We start from the raw sequence: 18,550 nt of genomic DNA, 5'->3' as shown, positions 1-18,550 counted from the left end.
CACGGCACGCGCGCTCACCCGTCCCGGCCCGGCGCGCGGTGCAGCGCCTGCGCCTGCGCGCCGCGGCCCCGTCGGGAGCCGGCGTACGCCCAGGCGCGCAGCCGCCGCAGTGGCGGCGCGGGCTGCAGGTCCGGGTGGGTGTTGCGGGTGGGATCGAACGCGACGGGGTCGCCGCGGTGCACCGACTCCAGCACGAGCCGGCCGATCGGGCTCGGTGGGCGGCCGCGCCGGTGCTCGGTGAGGGTGAACGCCAGCGGCAGCGCCCCCCGCACGGCGTCCGGATCGGCACCTCCGGACCGCTGCGGCTCCTCCGGCTCGAGCCCGAGCACCACCCGGTTGCCGGCAGCGGCGTAGGGCAGCAGCGTCGTGTACGGCCGCCTGCCCCAGCCGGTGGACGGGCCGAGCAGCCGACGGCCGCTGGTGAACAGCACGTCGAGCACGTGGCCGCCCAGCTCGACGCGGACGGCGACGCCGAGCAGGTCCGGAAGCCTGCCGGGGGTACCCGCCCCCTTGGACAGCCGCACGAGCGCGCGGCGCTCCCCGGTGCCGCCGAGCGCGGTGGCGACGGCGGACGCACGGTCGGCGAGCTCGATGTTCGCGTCGAAGAGCTCCCCACGTGGGTGGAAGGCACGAGCGGCACGCCGCCGCGCGATCGCGGCGAACGTGGCGGAGACGAGCTGTCGCGGCATGGTGGTGGCGTTCCCGCTGCCGGGCCGGGGGAAGCGCTCCCGCAGGGCTCCTCGGGTGCGCTGGTCGTTCCCGCGCCCGCTGGGACGGATCAGTGGCTCGGGTCACAGGCGAATGCGAGACCCCGGCCACAGCAGCGCACGGACCCTTCGACATATGCGCTCTTCACAGCCCTGGGAATAATACGGCATCAACGCGAAGACGCCCGAAGTGGCGACCGGTGACCCCCGATCGACGCAGCGTGACCGGAATCTGAGACGATCTCAGGGAGCGTTGAGATAGTGTTTCTGCTGTGGGGTTTCACCGGCGAACAGTCGGCCCGCGGTACTGATTCGACCGATCTCGACTCCCGGTGACGGGGGGCCCGTCCGGCGGGGGCGCTACACCGGACGACTTCCCCGGGAGCTGTCTCCGGCCGCATCGACGATCGACCTGACCTGCACGAACGCGAAACGAGCACCTCGCCCAGTGGGTGCCCTGCGCGGCCGGCCAGGGTCGACACCGACAAGGAGACCCCTGTTGACGGACGACGGAGTCCGTCCACCCGCAATACCTGGTGCGGTGGCGATCCACCGTGCCTGCCGGGATCCGAGTCGGAGCTTGCCGGGAATCGGATCAATCGTCAAGAGGGGGAACGTTCGTGAAGACCAGGATTTTCATCATCGGTTCCGGTGTCGTCGGTGCGGCAACCGGTGAGGGGTTCCTGAAGGCCGGGCACGAGGTGACGTTCATCGACGTCGCCCCCGCCCGCATCGCCGAGCTCGCCGCCCGCGGGTTCGACGTCCGCAGCAAGATCGACCTGTCCGGTGAACCGGAGTCGCTGCTGTTCCTCACCCTGCCCACCCCGAACGACGGGCACCGCTACGACCTGTCCGCGTTCGAGGCCGGCACCACCGCAGTGGGCAAGGCACTCGCCGGCTCCGCCACCCGCCACACCGTCGTCGTGCGCTCCACCGTGCCCCCGGGCACCACCGAGGGCCTGGTCAAGAACACCCTCGAGCGCCACTCCGGCATGACCGCGAACGAAGGCTTCGGCCTCGCATCCAACCCCGAGTTCCTCCGCGCCGTCTCCGCCGCCGAGGACTTCGCGCACCCGTGGATGACCGTGATCGCCGGCCGCGACCCCCAGACCGTCGAGCGCCTGCGCGACCTGCTCTCCCCCTTCGGCGGCGAGCTGCGCACCTTCGACGACCCGGCCCAGGCCGAGTTCATCAAGGCCGCGCACAACATCTTCAACGCCACCAAGATCAGCTTCTGGAACGAGATGTGGCTCGTCGCCCAGAAGATGGGCGTGGACCTCGACCCCATCGCCGCCACCGTCGCCCGCTCCGCCGAAGGCTCCATCAACCCCGAGTACGGCATCCGCGGCGGCGCCCCCTACGGCGGGGTCTGCCTGCCCAAGGACACCCAGGGCTTCCTCGGCTTCGCCGACACCATCGACGTCGACATGCCCCTGCTCACCGCGGTCGTCGAAACCAACGACCGCCTCGCCGCCATCGTCAACCACGAGGTGGAGGCAGCGGCCCACGCCGCGGCCGACCAGCTGCGCGGACCCGCCGGTGAGGCCCGCGTCGTCGTCCCCGCCGGCGGAGCCGGCGCCGTCGACGACCGCTCGCAGGAGCACGAGTCGGCATGAACCTGCCGCTGTACTACTACGTGCTGGGCACACCATTGGGTGTGCTCGGCCTGATCCGCTGGGGAGCATGGCTGATCCGCCGCGTCCCCGCAGTGCTCTACAAGCCGATCGTCAACAACTACCGGCTGCCGATGAGCATCGTGGTCCCCACCTACCAGGAAGACCCCGAGATCTTCGCGGCGGCGATCGAGTCCTGGCTGGCCAACAACGTCGAAGAAGTCATCCTCGTGATCGACTCCTCCGACAAGACCTGCCTGGAGATCGCTCGGCGCTACCCGGTCACCGTCGTCATCACCGACGTGCCCGGCAAGCGCGACGCGCTGCGCAAGGGCTGGCGCGCCGCCCGCACCGAGCTGGTCGCACTGGTGGACTCGGACACGATCTGGGCTCCCACCGTGGCCGCCGAGGTGAGCAAGCCGTTCGCCGACCCCCGCATCGGCGGCGTCGGCACCCGGCAGTCGGTCTACGGCTCGAAGGGGTTCCTCGCCCGCATCACCGACATGTTCCTCGACCACCGCTACTTCGACGAGAACGCCAGCCAGAGCCTGCTCGGCCAGGCTGTCTCGTGCCTGTCCGGGCGCACCGCGGTCTACCGGCGCGAACTGCTGCTGGAGATCGAGGACGACTTCATGGACGAGACGTTCTGGGGTGTCCGGTCGCTCTCGGGTGACGACAAGCGACTCACCACGCTGATCCTGGAACGCGGCTACCTCACCTACATGCAGCGCACCGCCGAGGTCTGGTCGACCTTCCCGGACCGCTGGCGGATCTTCTTCCGCCAGCGGCTGCGCTGGGCGCGCAACACCTGGCGCTCGGACCTGCGCGCACTGTCCAAGCCGTGGGTGTGGCGCCACCCGTTCCTGGCGTACACCATGATCGACAAGGGCGTCTCGAGCTTCACGCTGCTGGTCGGACCGATCGTGATGGGCATCGCCCTGGCCACCGGCAACTGGATGTTCGCCGGGGTCCTGCTCCTGTGGTGGCAGATCAGCCGCTCGGCGAAGCTGCTGCCCCACATCCGGCGCCGGCCCACGTCGTTCTTCTTCATCCTCCCCTACGTCGTCGTCTCCTGGTTCATGGCGCTGATCAAGATCCAGGCGCTGCTCACCATCCGCACGCAGGCCTGGCTCACCCGCCAGGTCGCCGTGGAGGACGGCGAGGTCGTCCGCACCACCCACGACGACCACGGGGACCACCACGACGACCACCACCACCACCACGACAACGTCATCCCGCTGCGGAGGGCCGCCGCATGAGCACCGCCTCCACGAGCCGGCGATGGGTCGGACGGATCGTCGCGACGAGCGCCGCCGCAGCCATCGGCGTCGGGCTCGCTCCCGGCACCGCACTGGCCGCCTCGGATGCACCGGCCGCCCCCGCGGCGACGTCCACCACGCTCGCACCGGCGCAGATCATCGACCCGGACCGGTCCGCTTCGGCGCGGCGGTCCTGGGAGAGCCGGGGCCGCCCGCACCACATGACCATCGTGCGGCCGGACCGGATCGACGTGGTCAGCGAAGGTCGCCTCACGCGCACCGTCTGGCACGGCGGGGGGCCGGTGACGGTCAGCGACCTGGAGCGGACGCTGCCCGACAGCTGGCTGGCCATCACCGACGGCACAGCGGTCCTCGACGCCGCCGTCGTGCTGGTGCGCGGCACGGAACTGCGGGTCGGCGGACCGGGCGACAGCCTGCAAACGCTGCAGCTGGTCGGTGGGTCCACGCCGCAGCAGGCGGCGTCCCTGCACACCGGCGGCGGCGAGATCACCTTCGCCGGCGTCACCGTCACCTCCCTCGACCCGGCCACCGGGGCGCCGGTGCCCGGCACCTCGGCCGGTCGCCCGCTGATCGTCGCTTCCAGCGGCGGTCACCTGGAAGCCACCGACACCACGTTCAGCGACCTGGGCACCCCGCGCGACGGCACCGAGAGCGGCGAGGCCGGCGTGGAGTTCCACACCGGCGCCACCGGCTCGCTCACGCGCACCACCCTCCTTCGCAACACCGTCGGTCTGCAGCTGGCCAAGTCCGAGGACGTGGCGCTGCAGGAGGTCACGCTCCAGGAGTCCATCGACGACGGGCTGGTGCTCTCCGGCGACACCGGCACGACCATGAGCGGCGTCCGCGCGGTCGGCAACGGCGACAACGGGGTGCTGGTCACCGGCGACAGCACGGACCGGCCGGTGAGCGGCATCTCCACGACCGGCAACGCCGCGTTCGGCGTCGCCGTGGTCGGCCAGACCGGCACCCAGATCACCGGCGTCGCCACCGAGGCCGACGAAGGCGGCGGGCTGCGCCTGTCCCGCTCGGCCGACGTCACGGTCACCGACTTCCACGCCACCGAGCAGCGCATGGGCGTGTTCACCCACGTCGGCAGCACGGGGATCGTCCTCGACGGTGTCCACACCACCGGGGGCAGCCGCGGGCTCGTCGTCGAGAAGAGCACCACCGGGCTCGAGGCGCGCAACTCCACGTTCGCGAGCGCGCGCGTGGACGGTGCGGCCCTCGGCGGCAAGGACGTCACGCTCCGGAACGTGCAGGTGAGCGACGCCCGTTCGGGCGTCCGGGTCGAGCGCGGTGCGAGCGACATCCACCTCGCCGACCTCACCGTCACCGGTGGGCGCGACGGGGTCGTCACCGCCCCCGCCACCACCGGCGTCGTCATGAGCGGCCTGAGCGTCACCGGCGTCGAGTCCGACGCCGTGCGCACGTTCAGCCCGGACGGCCGGATCACCGGCCTGCACGTCGACGGCGCCAGCACCGGGATCGACGTGGCGGCGGCCACCACGATCACGAACTCCGAGATCAGCGGCACCCAGGAGGGGATCCACTCCCGCTCGCCGGAGCCGGTCTACGCGGAGCAGGTGACGGTCGACGCGGTCCAGCTCGGCGTCGAGACCGCGCCGGGCAGCCCGTTCCTGCTCGCCGACTCCAGCGTGCACGCGCTCGAGTCGGTGCGCGGTGAGGTCGAGACGCGGGGCGTCAACGACCTGAGCCTGCCCCCGCTGAACCTGCTCAGCGCGGTCGGGGTGCCGCTGATCCTGCTCGCCGTCGTGCTCGAGGAGATCCACTCCGCGCGGCAGCGGCGCGCCGGCGCCACCACGCGCAAGCGCTGGCGTCCGGGTATGCCGATGGGTGCGACATGAGCGGGCGCCGCGGGCTCCGCGCCGCGGCGCTCGCGCTCCTCACGGTCATCGTGGCGAGCGCGTGCTCGGCGGCGCCGCCGGAACCGCTCCCCCGCCGGGAGGTCGCCGCGCCGGCGGCGTCCGACCCGGCCCAGCCGTGCGTCCGCGAGGCCGCGGCGGCCCCGGCCACCCCGGCGCCCGCGCCGACCGGCCTCGACGCGAGCTACGACCCGGCGGCGAACCGGCTCGTGCTCGCCGCCGGCACGGGCGTCACCCTGCCGGCCCTCGCCGCTGCCGTGGGCGAGCCGGACGCGCTGCGCGAGGTCGCCCCGGGCGAGTGGTTCCTCGGCGCCGACCTCGTCGTGCAGGGCGGCGCGGAGCTGCAGATCGCCGCGCCCGACGTCCGTTGGCTGCAGCTGGAGAGCGAGGCGGGCCGGTTCGTGTCCGTCAACGCGCTCGGCGGCCGGGTCGACATCACCGGCACCTGCGTCACCTCGTGGGACACCGCGCAGGGTCGAGCGGACACCGAGCCCGCCGACGGGCGCAGCTTCCTGCTCGCCCGCGACGGCGCGCAGATGACGATCGAGCACGCCGAGCTGCACCACCTCGGCCACGGCGACGTGGAGTCCTACGGCCTGTCCTGGCGCACCGCCGGCACCGGCGGCGGGATCACCGACAGCATCGTGTCCCACCTCTACTACGGCCTCTACACCTACGAGGTGAGCGACCTCCAGGTGATCGGCAACGAGTTCCGCGACAACGTCCTGTACGGCATCGACCCGCACACCGGGTCGACCGCCCTGCGCATCGAGGGCAACACCGTGCACGACAACGGCAAGCACGGGATCATCCTCGCCGAGGACGTCAGCGACAGCGTGATCCGCGACAACGTCGTCTACCGCAACCACCACCACGGGATCGTGATGTACCAGGGGTCCGACCGGAACCTGGTGGAGGGCAACGAGACCTTCGGCAACGTCGCGCAGGGCATCAACATCAACGAGTCCGCCGCCACGACGGTCCGGGGCAACCAGGTCTACGACAACGGCGAGGCCGGGATCGGCGTCACCCAGACCGCGCAGGACACCGTCGTGGAGGGCAACCAGATCCGCGGCAACGGCAACGACGGCGTGCGCATCGTCAGCGAGGCCACCGCCACCACGGTGCGCGACAACATTCTCGTGGACAACACCCGCTACGGCGTCTACCTCGACAGCGGCGGCACGGTCGACGTCAACGGCAACACGATCGTCGGCAACCGCGCAGGCATCGTGTCGCGCGGCACGCCCGTCGGGGAGTCCGAGGAGGCCAACACGGTGCACGACAACCGTGAGGGCGGCGTCCTGGTGGACTAGTGCTCCATGATCGCTAGGAGTGGTGTGAGGGCGACAGACCTGTCGCCCTCACACCACTTTCGCTGATCACGGCCGCCCGAACGACCACGATTTTCGTGGCCCGGTGAACATCCACGGCCGGTCGAGGCTCTAGACGCCGCCCAGCACCGGCTCGAAGGCCAGCTCGGCCGCGCCGACCAGCTTCGCGTCACGGCCGAGCGGGCTCGTCGCGATCCGCGTGCCGCCGACCGCCCTGCTGACGAGGCTGCGTTCGTGCACCTGCGTGCGGATCCGTTCCACGACCGCGGCCGGGAGTGCGGTGAACAGGTCTCCGAGCACCACGAGGTCCGGGGCCACCACGTTGACGACCGTCACGAGGCCGGTGGCGAGCCACTCCGCGAACTCGTCGAGCGGCCCGGGCAGCGGGGCCGTGGCGAGCGAGCGCAGTTCGGCCACCACCACACCCCGCGGAGTGTCCTCGGGCAACCCGAGCGCCCGGCACAGGGCCGCCTCCCCGACCTCGGTCTCCCAGCACCCCCGCGAGCCGCAGTAGCACGGCCGACCGCCGGGGCGGACCACGAGGTGGCCGATCTCGCCGACGTAGCCACGCGTGCCGCGCAGCGGGCGTCCCCCGGCGATCACCCCACCGCCCACGCCGCGGTCGGCGGAGACGTACACGAGGTCGTCCACACCGCGGGCCTCGCCCCGCACGTGCTCGGCGAGCGCGCCCAGCTCGGCGTCGTTGCCCACCTGCGCCGGGATCTTGAGGACCGCAGCCAGCCGCGTGCCCAGCGCCACGTCGCGCCAGCCGAGGTTCGGCGCCTCGTGCACGAAGCCGTCCTCGCGGCGCACGACACCGGGCACCGAGATCCCGGCACCGCGGGCGGCGACCGCCAGCTCGTCGGCGAGCAGCTGGGCCGACTCGGCGATGTGGGTGATCACCTCACCCGGAGTGCGGGTGCGGGGGTGCAGGTTCCAGCTGTGCCGCCCGAGCACCTGGCCCCCGATGCCGACCATCGCCATCGCGACCTGCTCCACGCGGATGTCGATGGCGAGCACGACCGCCGCCTCGGGCTCCGGCAGGACCATCAGCGACGGCCGCCCGGCCCCGTTGCGCTGCGCCGGCACGGCCTCGGTGACGACGCCGGCCTCGGCGAGCCCGTCGACCACCGATTTGATCGTGCTGCGGTTCAGCCCGAGCTCGGCTGCGAGCGTGGCCCGCGTGCAGGGCCCTTCCACGTGCAGGCGGCGCAGCAGGGCTGCCCGGTTGTGCCGGCGTGCCTCGTCCGGCCGGGCACCTGCGGTGGCGGCGGACGGCCCACCGCCACCGTCACCGCCCCACGTGCGGCTCACGTGCCGGCGACCGCCGATCGCCGCCGAGAGAGCACGTCGACGCCCGCGGCGAGCAGGAGCACGACACCGTTCACCAGGAAGACCACCGATGCGGGCTGACCGAGCAGCCCGAGGCCGTTGTTCACGGTGGCGAGCACCGCACCACCGATCACGGCGTTGCTGACCCGGCCGCGCCCGCCGAACAGCGAGGTGCCGCCGATGACCGCGGCACCCACGGCGAACAGCAGCGTGTTGCCACCGCCCGCGGCGGGCGAGACCGACCCGACCTTCGACGAGTAGACGATCGCGCCGATGGCCGCACAGGCCGAGGCGATCACGAACACCGTGGCCTTCACCCGGACCACGTCGATGCCTGCTCGGCGCGCGGCCTCCCGGTTGCCGCCGACGGCGTACACGTGCCGGCCGAAGCGGGTGCGGTCGAGCAGGTAGGTACCGGCCACGAGCAGGACCAGCACGACCGGCACCACGTAGGGCACGCCCGCGATCGGCGTGAGGCCCGGCGAGCGGTCGAGCGTGAGCAGGAACGTCGCCACCGCGGCCAGTACCACCACCGCGCCGACCTTCATCAGCACGAGCCCCGTCGGCTGCGCCACCAGCCCCAGCCGGCGCCGCGACGCCTGCCGGTACAGCAACACCGCGGCGTAGCCGCCCGCACCGACCACGAACAGGACCCAGCTGCCGAGCGTCGAGAGGTTCCCGTTGGCGACGGCGATGATCACGTCGTTGCGCAGGCCGAGCGTGCCGCCGTCGCCGATGAGCTGCAGGATCACACCCTGCCAGGCGATGAACAGCGCGAGCGTGACCACGAACGAGGGCATGCCGAGCTTCGCGACCGCGAAGCCGGTGAGGCAGCCGATCACGACGCCGACGCACACCGCGAGCAGCATCTCCAGCCACGGGTTCGGCGGGAACCCGATCAGCATCAGCACCAGCGCCACCGCCGAGAACGCGGCGCCGAACCAGATCCGCAGCATCACCGCGATCACGATCGCGACGACCACCACCGCCAGGAACATCACGAACACCGTGGTGCCCATGCCGCCCAGCAGGTTGCCCTCGCTGACCAGGTGCAGCGCCATCACGGCGGCCGCAAGCCCGGAGGCGGTACCGGCCGCGAGATCGATCTCGCCGGTCAGGAGCACGAACACCAGGCCGATCGCGATGATCGTCTGGCCCGCGCCCTGCTGCAGCAGGTTCGCCAGGTTCAGCAGGCTGGGGAACGTACCGCCGGAGTCGAGCACGGTGAACAGCACGAACAGCGCCGCGAGCCCGAGCAGGGCGGGCAGCGCGCCCAGGTCGCCGTTGCGCAGGTTGCGCACGTAACCGCGGACCGCTTCGCCCGTGGTGCGCGCGGTCGTGTCGATGCCGAAGTCGGCCGCGCGCGCCGACGCCGGCGCGGCGCGCTCGGCCGCGTTGGTCGGTCCCGCCGGGTCCGCGGTGCTCGTGGTGGCGCTCGCCTTCTCCATCCCGGCCTCCTCGGTCCCGATCTTCTCAAGCGCCATCAGACGACCACGTTCTCGGGGCGCTGCAGGCCGAGGTCGCCGGAGCGGCCCGCGGTGATCAGCTCCACGACCTGGCCGTGGGTGACCTCCTTGGTGGGCACCTGGGCGACCATCCGCCCCAGGTAGAGGGTGGCGATCCGGTCCGCCACCTCGAACACGTCTGCCATGTTGTGGCTGATCAGCACCACGGCGAGGCCCTGCTCGGCCAGCCGGCGCACCAGGTCGAGGACCTGGCGGGTCTGGGCGACGCCGAGCGCGGCCGTGGGCTCGTCCAGCAGCACGACCTTGGAGTCCCACAGCACCGCCTTGGCGATGGCGACGGTCTGGCGCTGGCCGCCCGACAGCGCGGCCACCGGCATCCGGACCGACGTCACCGTGCGCACCGACAGCGACGCCAGGGTGCGCCGGGCCGCCTGCTCCATGTCGGCCTCGTCGAGCAGCCAGGGCTTGCCCCGCTCGCGGCCGAGGAACATGTTCTGCACGATGTCGAGGTTGTCGGCCAACGCGAGGTCCTGGTACACGACCTCGATCCCGAGCCGCGCGGCGTCGGTCGGGCCGTGGATCGCCACCGGGGCGCCGTCGAAGGCCACCTCGCCGCTGTCGATCGGGTAGATGCCGGCCACGCACTTGACCAGCGTCGACTTGCCAGCGCCGTTGTCCCCGACGAGCGCGGTGACCTCACCGGCTCGCACGTCGAGATCCACCTCGTGCAGCACCTGCACGGCGCCGAAGCTCTTGTTCACCCCGCGCAGCCGCAGGATGGGTTCACTCATGATCTACCTCCGGTACGCGTGCCGGAGGACGCCGCTCGTGACGGCGCCCTCCGCACACGCGGGTCGACGAGCTAGCTGGTGGCGATGCCCAGCTCCTGGCAGGCCGCGGCGGTATCCGCGACACAGATGTCCGACGCCGGGACGGCGCCCTCGTCGACCACGGTCTTGACGTTCTCGCGGGTGATCAGCTGCGGCTCGAGCAGCACCGACTTCACCTCGCGGTTGCCCTGCGGGTCCTGCACCGAGTCGGTGGCGATCGCGTCGGCTGCGGCCGTGTCGCCGTTCGCGAGCGCGGCGGCGAGCTTGGCGGCCGCCTCCGCCTCCTCGACGATCGGCTTGTAGACGGTCATGAACTGGTCGCCGCGCAGGATGGCCTGCAGGCCGGCCGGGGTGGCGTCCTGGCCGGTCACCGGCACCTGGCCGTTGAGGCCGTACTTCGCGAGGACGGTGATGATCGCGCCCGCGAGCCCGTCGTTCGCGGCCACGACGCCGTCGACCTGGCCGCCGTTGCCGGTGAGGATCTGCTCGAACGTGGTGCCGCCGATCTGGTTGTCCCAGTCCTCGATCTGCTGGCTCTGCACGAGCCGGTACTCGCCGGACTGGTACTTCGGACCGAGCACCCGCTGCTGGCCGTTGTAGAACAGGGTGGCGTTGTTGTCGGTCGGGGCGCCCTCGATCTCGATGATCGCCGGGTTCGGCGTGCCCTTCGCGTCGAGCGCCTGCGCGAGGCCCTGCCCCTGCAGCTCGCCGACCTTCTCGTTGTCGAAGGAGACGTAGTAGTCGCTGGAGCCGCCCAGGTTGAGGCGGTCGTAGTCGATCGTCGGGATGCCCTGGGCCTTCGCCTTCGCCGCGACGGCCGAGCCGGACTCGCTGCTGATCGACGCGATCACCAGCACCTGGACGCCGCTGGCGATCATGCTGTCGGCCAGCGTCGAGAACTTCTGCTCGTCGCCGAGCGCGTTCTGGATGTCGGCGTCGAGGCCCTCGGCCCGCATCGCCTCCTCCAGCAGCGGCTTGTCGAAGCCCTCCCAGCGGGCCGAGCTCTCGGTCTCGGGGAGGATCACCCCGACCTTGGCCCCTCCGGTCGGCGGAGCGCTCTCCTGCGCAGGCGCAGAGGGCGCGGCGGCGTTCTGACCGCAGGCGGCGAGCACGAGGGCGAGCCCCAGCCCTGCGGCCGCGAGCGCGGTTCTCCTGATGCGCATGATCGTCCTTCCACAGCGTCGGGGGCCCCCGGGCCGGAGCGCGGGAGAGGTAGAACGGAAATGTTGTGGCGGACAACGTATGTCCCCGATCCGGGTGGCGCCAAGCACACTGGATCGTTAAAGCTGTGGCGATACGGTCACGATTGGGTCACGCAAGGAGGGGTTTGTTGCGGCAGGGCCGAACCGAACGGCTCGAACGGGCCGGCGCGGGACCGGTCCGTGGGGACCTCCCCGGGCACCGGCCGCGCCGGCCAGGGGAGGTTTCACCCTGGCGCCGCAGCCTCACTCGATCAGGCGGAAAGTCGTGACGCATCGTGAAAGCCGGACGCGTCACTCTGCGTGGTCAACTTCCCGTTCGGCCCACGGCTGCCGGGACGTCCCCGTCGCGGGAGCGGAGGGCCACGGCGGCCACGACGGCGCCGATGCCGAGGAGCTCCAGCACCGTCGGGACCTGCGCGAGCCCCACCAGACCGACCACCGTGGCGGTGGCCGGGAGCAGCGCCAACAGCACCGCGAACCGGGCTTGCCCGACACGCCGCAGCACCACCTGGTCCAGCACGTAGGGCACCACGCTCGACAGCACACCGACCCCCACAGCCAGCACCAGCACCAGCGGATCGGCCAGCGCGGCGAACCCTCCCGGGCCCGCGGTCAGCAGCAGCGGCGAGAGCAGGACGGCGGCCACGACGAAGCCCACGGCCATGTCGTCCAGGCCGTTGCCACCGCTCGCCACACGCTTCCCGAGCACGATGTAGGCCGCCCACATGCTCGCCGCCCCCAACGCCCACAGCACCCCCGAAGGGCTTCCTGACCAGCGCACATCCGCGATGAGCAGCACACCGACGGCGGCGAACAGCACCGCTGCCACGTCCCGCGGCCGCCGCGACGCCGCCGCCGCCACGGCCACCGGACCGCAGAACTCGATCGCGACCGTGGTGCCCAGCGGGAGCCGCGCGATCGCCTCGTAGAACGCGATGTTCATCAGCGCCGTCGCGAGCCCGAAGGCCACGGCCCGCGCAAGCCGCACACCGCGCCAGGCCTCCCGGCCCGGCCGCCGCCAGGCGATCAGCACCGCGGCCGCGCCGAACAGGCGCAAGACCGCGACGGCCGTGGGCGACAACCGGTCGAACAACCCGACGGCCAGCGCCGCGCCGATGTACATCGACACGCCGCCGAAGACGAACAGGACGGGCGCCGGGACCCGCGTCGCCACTCCACTCAGCACGTGTGCCCAGCGTAGTCGCTCGATCTGCAGTGTTTACACCGGTCGCCTTGCGGTGTCACCCGCGGCACCGCATCATTCACTCGTAGTCAACTGGATCTGCAGGAGTCACCGGATGCTCACCGCGGGGTCGAACGTGACGACCGTCGCGACGCGCCCCGGGAACACGTGCAGGGGTGCTGTACGTCATGGGAGAGTGGGGCGCACCGCGCAAGCGGTCGTCACAGCAAGCGATTCCGGGTCTGACCCGGAGTCGAGACGGAGGGAGACCGCTATGCAGCCAGGAACCCTGACCCGGCCCGAGTTGACCGCCGCTGACCGCTGTGACCGTTGCGGAGCAGCTGCGAAGGTCCGGGCCGTGATGCCGAAGGGCGGCGAACTGCTGTTCTGCGGTCACCACGCGCGGGCCCACGCCGACAAGCTCCGAGAGCTGGAGATCGACGTGCAGTCCGGCAGTTGACCGGGGCCGGCACCAGCCGGCCCGATCAGACGCCATGACGGGGCGGGGACCACACGGTCCCCGCCCCGTCGCCGTCTCCACCCGCGAGTCGCGCCCTCTCAAGCGCGAGTCGCGCCCCCACACGCCGCGAGTCGCGGCCCCACACCCGCGAGTCGCGGCCCACACCCACACCCCGCGAGTCGGGGCCTCACCGGCGCGAGTTGCGTTCCTGAGGTGCGCGCAGCGACACGCGGCCTGCATCGACACCGCACGCTCGCGCGACCACGGCCAACCCGTGCCAGGGCGGCCGCCGGACCGCGACACGTGCGTACCTGTAGCCCGGGCTCGCGCGGGGTCTTGCGCGACACCCATGCACCCGCAGCCCGCCTCGCGAGGTACGGGGGGCGCGACACGAAGCCGCTACGCCGCGACTCGCGGACGAGCGGAGCACGACACGCGCGCCCTCAAACCCCGACTCGCGGGGGTATGAGACCGCGACAGGAGTGCCGCTACGCCCCGACTCGCGGAGCGCGACACGGGGGCGCTCAGGCCCCGACTCGCGGGGTGGGGGCGCGCGGGGTGGGGTGGCCGGCGCGGGGGCGGGTCAGCGCCAGGAGCGGATCGTGGCGATGCGCTCCTCCAGCTGCTCCATGTTCGCCATCGCCGTGGGCGGGCCGCCGCAGGACTTGCGCAGCTCGTTGTGGATCACGCCGTGCGGCTTGTTGGTGCGGTGGTGGTGCAGGGCCACCAGGGTGTTCAGCTCTTTGCGCAGCTTGTTCAGCTGCTCGCGGACGGTCAGCTGAGGGCGTTCGGCGGGCGGCGGCGGGGCCGTGGTGGCCTCCTGCTGACGCTGCTGCGAACGCGTCATCCACTCCTTCTGCCGCTGGTTTAGCAACGTGCGCACCTGGTCGGGCTCGAGCAGGCCGGGCAACCCGAGGTAGTCCTCCTCGTCGGCGGAGAACGAGGTGCCCTCGTAGATCAACTGGTCCAGCTCGGCCTGGGCGCCGAGCGCGGTGAACGACTTCTCGTCCTCCCCCGGCTCGTCCTGCTGGCGTTGGGCCTGGGCGAGCAGCTCGTCGTCCCACTCCTCGTTGGGCCGGTGCGGCTCACCGAGGACGTGGTCGCGCTGCGCCTCCAGCTCGCTGGCCAGCCCGAGCAGCACCGGCACGCTCGGCACGAACACCGACGCCGTCTCCCCCTGCCGCCGGGAACGCACGAAACGCCCGATGGCCTGGGCGAAGTACAGCGGTGTGGACGCGCTCGTGGCGTAGACACCCACGGCCAGGCGTGGCACGTCGACGCCCTCGGACACCATCCGGACCGCGACCATCCAGCGGTCCTCGGACTCGGTGAACCGGGCGATGCGGTCGGAGGAACCCGGTTCATCGGACAGCACGACGACCGGCGGGGTACCCGTCACTTCGGTCAGGATCGCCGCGTAGGCCCGGGCCGTGGTCTGGTCGGATGCGATGACGAGCCCGCCGGCGTCGGGCATACCGCCCGCGCGGTGCCCCTCGAGGCGCCGGTCAGCGGCTTTGAGGACGGCGGGGATCCACTCGCCGCCGGGGTCGAGCGCGGTGCGCCACGCCCGCGCCGTCTGCTCGGCGGTCATCGGCTCGCCGAGCCGGGCGGTGATCTCCTCGCCCGCGCTGGTGCGCCAGCTCGACATGCCCGAGTAGGCGAGGAACACCACCGGCCGGACGACGCCGTCGGCGAGCGCCTCCGCGTAGCCGTAGGCGTGGTCGGCGCGGCTGCGCAGGGCGCCGTCGGCGTCGGGCAGGTAGTCGACGAACGGGATCGGGTTGTCGTCGCTGCGGAACGGCGTTCCGGTGAGCGTGAGGCGCCGGGCGGCGCCGTCGAAGGCCTCCTTCACGCCGTCGCCCCAGGACCGCGCGTCGCCTGCGTGGTGCACCTCGTCGAGGATCACCAGCGTCCGCCGGTTCTCGGTGCGCGCCCGGTGCAGCAGCGGGTGGGCGGCGATCCCGGCGTAGGTGACGGCGATCCCCCGGTAGTCCGACGAGGTGGCGCCCGTCGAGTTGCGGAACTCCGGGTCTAGCGCGATGCCCACCTGTGCGGCGGATGCGGCCCACTGGTACTTGAGGTGCTCGGTGGGCGCGACGACGGTGATCGCCTCGATCACGCGGTCGGCCAGCAGCTCGGAGGCGACGCGCAGCGCGAACGCCGTCTTGCCCGCGCCGGGCGTGGCGACCGCGAGGAAATCGCGGGGCGCGGCGGCGAGGTAGCGGGCCAGCGCGCTGCGCTGCCAGGCGCGCAGCGGGCGCGAGGAGGGAGCGATCTGCTGGGCCTGAGGGGTCGGCGCGGACACACATCTCCCTGACGTCTCGACTGCTCGGGGGAACGGCCCGGCACGGGCACCCGCGTCATCGCGGGGCGCTCGCGGCGCTGCGGGGCGTCGATCAGGGTAACCGGGGCCCGCGGCCGGGGGTGCCTGGACCCGCCGGGGTGTCGCCGCGGGTGTCGAAGGCCATCCTGGAGCGGGAGCCGCCCGACCGGGTGCCGTACTTGCCCGCGGACCCGCCACCCGCCCATGCTGCCGACGCCGATCCACCGGCACGACAGGAGCCGCCATGACCGATCAGCGCCTGTTCCCGCCCGCCACGGCAGAGGCGGCGGCCACCGGCCTGGACGCGCTCCTCGCCGGCGGCCGGACCGGTCCGCTGCGCCTGCTGCCCGGCACGGCAGGGCTCCGCGCGACGGCTGCGCTGGCCGGCCGCCCGCAGGCTGTGGCGCGCCAGGGCGCCGGGCTGGTGGCCGAGCTCGCGCGGATCGGTCTGGGCCGCTCCCGGGTGGCCCCTGCCCCTGACGACGCGCGCTACCTCGACCCGGCGTGGGGGACGAACCCGATCCTGCGCCGCCTCGCGCAGGCCCACCTCGCAACGAGCAGCACCGCGGAGGCGCTCGTCACCGACGCTGCGCTCCCTCCCGACGACGACGCCCGCGTGCGCACCGCGGTCGCCGGACTCGCCGGCGCGCTCGCCCCGAGCAACACGCCGCTGCACCCGCAGGTCTGGCGCACGGCGGTCGGGACCGGCGGGGCCAGCGTCGTGCGCGGGGCGCGCCGGCTGCTCGCCGACGTCGCGGCGTCCTCGGGGCCCGCCTCCGACCGTGGGGCGTTCGAGGTCGGCACCGACGTCGCGGCCACGCCGGGCGCGGTGGTGCTGCGCACACCCGTCGCCGAGCTGGTCCAGTACCTGCCGCAGACCGAGCTGGTGCACGACGTGCCACTGCTCGTCGTGCCACCGGTGCTCAACCGCTACTACGTGGCCGACCTCGCGCCCGGCCGCAGCGTCGTCGAGCACCTCGTCCGGGGCGGTGTGCAGGTGTTCACGCTCTCGTGGCGCAACCCGCTGGCCGACCACGCGCACTGGGACCTCGACACCTACGCCCGCGCCGTCCTGGACGCCATGGACGCGGCCGAGCACATCGCCCGCACCCCGCGCACGTCGCTGATGGCGTTCGGCGCAGGTACCACGATCACCGCGATGCTGCTCGCGCACCTGGCCACGATCGGGGCGCAGGACCGGGTGGCGGCCGTCGCGCTGGCCGGCGCGCTGCTGGGCGTCCGGCCGGCTCCGCCTGTCACTGCCGCGGCCGTGGCGCAGTCCGAGCGGGCGGGCCATCTGGACGGGCGCCTGCTGCTCGCGGAGCTGGCCTGGCGCGCGCCCGACGCCCTGCTGTGGCCGCGAGCCGTGCACGCCTACCTGTGCGGCGCACAGCCGGAGACGTCCGAGGCGCTGTTCTGGCTCGGAGACACGACCCGGATGCCGGCCGGCCTGCACCGCGACCTGGTGGACGTCGCGGTGCGGACGCCGCTCGCGGTACCCGGTGCGGCCGGCCTCCTGGGAACGCCGCTGGACCTCGCGAAGGTCGACCGCGACTGCTACCTGGTCACCGGCGCCGACGACCCCGTCACCCCGTGGCGCGACGTCTGGGCCACGGCGGGCCTGCTCGGGGGCGCGTGCCGGTTCGTGGTGGCCTCGGGCGGGCAGGTGGCGTCGCTGGTGAGCCCGCCCGGCGATGCGGGCACGCGGTTCCGGGCCGTGGAGGCGGCGTGCGGCGATCCCGGGCGGCAGCTCGCGGCGGCGGACGAGCACCCCGGCTCCTGGTGGGACGACCACCTCGCCTGGCTCTCCGCCCGCAGCGGCCCGCTGCACGACGCGCCCCCGGAGCTGGGCGGGCGCGGCCTGCACGCGCTGGCACCGACACCCGGGGCCTACGTGCAACAGCACTGAGCCCCCCGCCCCCACCCGCACCTCGCTCGGAGCCTCACTGCTGATCTGAGGGCCGCAGAACAGCAGTAGGGCTCCAGTGTGGCGAGTGGGTGGCTACGCGGCTCGCGTGACCGCCAGGCGGTAGGACGAGCGGCGCGTGCTGCGCATCGTCACGAGCTCCTCGATCTCGACCCCTGCGTCGGCGAAGGCCTTGCGGAACTCGTGCTCGTAGGTGACCCGCCCGAAGTGGATCGTGGTGACGTGCTGGGCCAGCGGCTTGGCGCGTTCGAGCAACGGGGAGCGCCGGTGGTGGAACGTCTGCGTGCTGAACAGGCGCCCGCCGGGCGCGAGCAGGGACGCGACGTGCGCGATGGCGGCGACCGGGTCGGGCAGCAGCATGAGGCTGGCGCTGAAGTAGACGGCGTCGTACGGGCCCCCGCGGTGGTCGTACACGGAGCCGAGGACCGGGGAGACCTGCCCGTTGAGCCCGGCGCGGCCCAGGGCCTCGCGGCAGCGGGCGAGGTAGTCACGGTCGATGTCGAGGCCGACGACGGCGAGGTGCTTGGCGCGCACCACGTCGGCGCACCGCGCGAGCGCCGCGCCGGTGCCGATGCCGACGTCCAGCAGGCGCGCGCCGTCGGGCAGGCGCCCGAGCACCTGCCGGTACCAGCCGGCGGTCATGCCGGCGATGATCCGGTCGTAGACCCAGGCACGCGCGGCGCTGCGCGCGGGCATCCGGGATTCGGGTGGCACGGCTTCGGCTGGGTTGTCACTCACCACGAGGGGCCGATCAGTCCTCGCCTCCGGACTGCAGCGACTCGTAGATCTCCTTGCACTCCGGGCACACCGGCGAGCCGGGCTTCGGGGAGCGGGTGACCGGGAACGTCTCCCCGCAGAGCGCCACCACGACGTTGCCGAGCACCGCGCTCTCCGCGATCTTGTTCTTCTTGACGTAGTGGAACATCTTCGGCGTGTCGTCGCCGGTCGTGTCGGTGCCCTCGGGACGGGTGTCGACGTCGGGCAGCACCTGCGTGGCCATGTCGTCCATG

15 protein-coding genes are annotated in these 18,550 nt (G+C 72.7%); 6 read left to right on the top strand and 9 right to left on the bottom strand.

What is annotated here, in order from left to right; genetic code table 11:
• Positions 1 to 14 precede the first annotated feature (14 nt).
• On the bottom strand, positions 15 to 689 hold the full coding sequence (locus tag CFP66_RS22275) for a hypothetical protein (protein WP_094927055.1): 675 nt from the start codon (positions 687 to 689) through the stop codon (positions 15 to 17).
• 638 nt (positions 690 to 1,327) lie between these two features.
• Here CFP66_RS22275 and CFP66_RS22270 point away from each other — a divergent pair.
• From CFP66_RS22270 to CFP66_RS22255, 4 genes are read left to right on the top strand one after another with little or no spacing between them, the layout of a single operon-like run.
• On the top strand, positions 1,328 to 2,323 hold the full coding sequence (locus CFP66_RS22270) for a 2-dehydropantoate 2-reductase N-terminal domain-containing protein (protein WP_094927054.1): 996 nt from the start codon (positions 1,328 to 1,330) through the stop codon (positions 2,321 to 2,323).
• Complete coding sequence (locus CFP66_RS22265) at positions 2,320 to 3,579, top strand: glycosyltransferase (RefSeq protein ID WP_094927053.1); 1,260 nt, start codon at positions 2,320 to 2,322, stop codon at positions 3,577 to 3,579. Before CFP66_RS22270 ends, CFP66_RS22265 begins: the two co-directional genes overlap by 4 nt.
• Complete coding sequence (locus CFP66_RS22260; protein WP_094927052.1) at positions 3,576 to 5,465, top strand: right-handed parallel beta-helix repeat-containing protein; 1,890 nt, start codon at positions 3,576 to 3,578, stop codon at positions 5,463 to 5,465. The genes CFP66_RS22265 and CFP66_RS22260 overlap by 4 nt, the downstream gene beginning before the upstream one ends.
• On the top strand, positions 5,462 to 6,799 hold the full coding sequence (locus tag CFP66_RS22255; protein WP_094927051.1) for a right-handed parallel beta-helix repeat-containing protein: 1,338 nt from the start codon (positions 5,462 to 5,464) through the stop codon (positions 6,797 to 6,799). Before CFP66_RS22260 ends, CFP66_RS22255 begins: the two co-directional genes overlap by 4 nt.
• A 129-nt stretch (positions 6,800 to 6,928) precedes the next feature.
• Here the strand turns inward: CFP66_RS22255 and CFP66_RS22250 are convergent, their stop codons facing one another.
• The 5 genes from CFP66_RS22250 to CFP66_RS22230 all read right to left on the bottom strand — a co-directional run bounded on the left by CFP66_RS22250 (position 6,929) and on the right by CFP66_RS22230 (position 12,770).
• A complete protein-coding gene (locus tag CFP66_RS22250) occupies positions 6,929 to 8,131 on the bottom strand; it encodes an ROK family transcriptional regulator (protein ID WP_094927050.1) in 1,203 nt (400 codons plus the stop codon).
• Entirely contained in the window at positions 8,128 to 9,633 is a 1,506-nt protein-coding gene (locus tag CFP66_RS22245) for a sugar ABC transporter permease (protein WP_369805128.1), read from the bottom strand. The genes CFP66_RS22250 and CFP66_RS22245 overlap by 4 nt, the downstream gene beginning before the upstream one ends.
• The gene (locus tag CFP66_RS22240) at positions 9,633 to 10,406 is read right to left on the bottom strand and encodes an ATP-binding cassette domain-containing protein (RefSeq protein WP_094927049.1); all 774 of its coding nucleotides are present in this window, start codon (positions 10,404 to 10,406) and stop codon (positions 9,633 to 9,635) included. The genes CFP66_RS22245 and CFP66_RS22240 overlap by 1 nt, the downstream gene beginning before the upstream one ends.
• 71 nt (positions 10,407 to 10,477) lie before the next feature.
• A complete protein-coding gene (locus tag CFP66_RS22235; RefSeq protein ID WP_094927048.1) occupies positions 10,478 to 11,608 on the bottom strand; it encodes a sugar ABC transporter substrate-binding protein in 1,131 nt (376 codons plus the stop codon).
• Positions 11,609 to 11,951: 343 nt separating this feature from the next.
• A complete protein-coding gene (locus CFP66_RS22230; RefSeq protein WP_094927131.1) occupies positions 11,952 to 12,770 on the bottom strand; it encodes a DMT family transporter in 819 nt (272 codons plus the stop codon).
• Between the two features lie 334 nt (positions 12,771 to 13,104).
• Here CFP66_RS22230 and CFP66_RS22225 point away from each other — a divergent pair, with 334 nt between their 5' ends.
• Positions 13,105 to 13,290 (top strand): hypothetical protein, encoded by a 186-nt coding sequence (locus tag CFP66_RS22225; RefSeq protein ID WP_094927047.1) that lies wholly within the window; start codon positions 13,105 to 13,107, stop codon positions 13,288 to 13,290.
• A gap of 583 nt (positions 13,291 to 13,873) precedes the next feature.
• Here CFP66_RS22225 and CFP66_RS22220 read toward each other — a convergent pair.
• Complete coding sequence (locus CFP66_RS22220) at positions 13,874 to 15,595, bottom strand: DEAD/DEAH box helicase (protein WP_094927046.1); 1,722 nt, start codon at positions 15,593 to 15,595, stop codon at positions 13,874 to 13,876.
• Between the two features lie 262 nt (positions 15,596 to 15,857).
• Here CFP66_RS22220 and CFP66_RS22215 point away from each other — a divergent pair, with 262 nt between their 5' ends.
• Positions 15,858 to 17,522 (top strand): alpha/beta hydrolase, encoded by a 1,665-nt coding sequence (locus tag CFP66_RS22215; protein WP_094927045.1) that lies wholly within the window; start codon positions 15,858 to 15,860, stop codon positions 17,520 to 17,522.
• 93 nt (positions 17,523 to 17,615) lie between these two features.
• Here CFP66_RS22215 and CFP66_RS22210 read toward each other — a convergent pair whose 3' ends face one another.
• A complete protein-coding gene (locus CFP66_RS22210) occupies positions 17,616 to 18,236 on the bottom strand; it encodes a bifunctional 2-polyprenyl-6-hydroxyphenol methylase/3-demethylubiquinol 3-O-methyltransferase UbiG (RefSeq protein ID WP_094927044.1) in 621 nt (206 codons plus the stop codon).
• 55 nt (positions 18,237 to 18,291) lie between these two features.
• The gene (locus CFP66_RS22205) at positions 18,292 to 18,540 is read right to left on the bottom strand and encodes a DUF3039 domain-containing protein (protein WP_094927130.1); all 249 of its coding nucleotides are present in this window, start codon (positions 18,538 to 18,540) and stop codon (positions 18,292 to 18,294) included.
• Positions 18,541 to 18,550 lie beyond the last annotated feature (10 nt).

Source organism: Pseudonocardia sp. MH-G8 (assembly GCF_002262885.1).
Taxonomy (GTDB): domain Bacteria; phylum Actinomycetota; class Actinomycetes; order Mycobacteriales; family Pseudonocardiaceae; genus Pseudonocardia.
Note: the sequence above shows the minus strand (reverse complement) of the source record. Positions and strands in the feature narration are given on the sequence as shown.